The organism is Pedobacter sandarakinus (assembly GCF_026240095.1).
Classification (GTDB): Bacteria; Bacteroidota; Bacteroidia; order Sphingobacteriales; family Sphingobacteriaceae; genus Pedobacter; species Pedobacter sandarakinus.
Genome location: NZ_JAPIVG010000020.1, coordinates 1 through 1,438 on the forward strand (window position 1 = coordinate 1; position 1,438 = coordinate 1,438).

Annotated in this window: 2 protein-coding genes; both read right to left on the bottom strand. The window is 38.2% G+C overall.

Features of this window, described 5'->3' with window-relative positions:
- Nucleotides 1-388 precede the first annotated feature (388 nt).
- Nucleotides 389-643: a hypothetical protein gene (locus OQ268_RS17765; RefSeq protein WP_265858155.1), complete on the bottom strand. Its 255-nt coding sequence runs from the start codon at nucleotides 641-643 to the stop codon at nucleotides 389-391.
- Between the two features lie 23 nt (nucleotides 644-666).
- On the bottom strand, nucleotides 667-1,438 hold a 772-nt coding region (locus tag OQ268_RS17770), incomplete at its 5' end, for a TNT domain-containing protein (protein ID WP_265858157.1).

Genomic DNA, 1,438 nt, shown 5'->3' on the forward strand with positions numbered 1-1,438 from the left:
AGCGATTAAAAAAGTTCAGAAAGGGCTATATATGAACCATAACATTTTCATGCAACACTTCCGAAATAAGTCCTTGGTTCTATTTTAGATTTAAGTGGTCGCGGAAGAGCGAACACTTAAACCAGATTAGGCGGTAGCTGAAAAAGGTAACCAAGGACTGCCATGGAGTGAGGAAGAAGATAGCCTGCTCACGCAGCGTTTCAGCGAAGGCTCCAAGATTACCGAACTCGCTAAACTCAATTCCCGTACCTATGGAGCAATAAAAGCCAGGCTCTTAAAACTCGAACTCCTGCAGAAATAACAAAGCCCAACAGTTTTAAACCTACTAGGCTTTGTTGGGTAACTTACATTTTGGTCTTAGCGAGACACTAATACCAGTAAGAGTGGTTTACTTTATATTATACTTTTTCCTCCATTCCACTAAAAAAATTAATCGAGATAAAATATCTTCGCAAGCCTCATCTTCATTATCAAATTTCTTCAAGTCATGTATACTCCCTCGTTCATCATATTCAAATGTCACCCATTGATTTTTTGAAAAAGAAAGAATTGTCCTCATGGGCAATAAAGTACCATCTAGCGAATAATCTTTAGGATTTATATTCAAGGCATCCAATTTCACTTTTAAAATTTTTCTATCCATAACAATTTATAAACATGAACAAACTAGGGTATAATTATTTCAGGCGGAATTATTTCTGGTAGTGGCTCAATATATCCTCCACTCACCAATCTACCAACAGGCATTGAAGATTTAAATTGAATACCTCCTGTAGGCATTCCATTCGGTCCGGCAATAGGGCCTCCTCTCACACTAAATGGTTTTACAACCCTCCACGCTTCATAAATTTTAGTATCCGTTCCCTCTAACAAAAATCTTTGGGAAACTGGAGTCCCTTGTGGAGAAAAATATTCAGATGTTGGCCTTGTACCTCCAAATCGATCAATAATCATCCCTTCTTGGAGTTCACCTGCAGGACCCGGTCCAACAAAACCATCATTTGCAGGAAAATTTGATGACATGAGACTTCCTCTTGCGAGTAGTGGATTATAATTTTCATGAAGGGAAACCTTCTCTTTCGCAACTTTCGGATCCAAACTAGGTGTCGAATACACCCCATCATCAAAAGAGAGATTACCAAGACCTAAACCAATTTTTGTTGTTCTATATTCTACCCCCATAGAACTACTGAGATCGGAATAAGACACCTCAGAATAATTCAACTCACTATTTTGTTGAAAAAACCTATCAGGCTTATCTGTTTGAACTACATAATCTAAATTTTGATAGGCATCAAAATAATAGTCATCTAATGGCATCATTCCATCAGGGTCTACAAATCTTATCGGATTATTGAAACCATAATTATACGGTGAGTACCTCCGCATCTTCTCTGCCAAAGGATCCACAACATTCCACCTTCCAATCACCGGATCA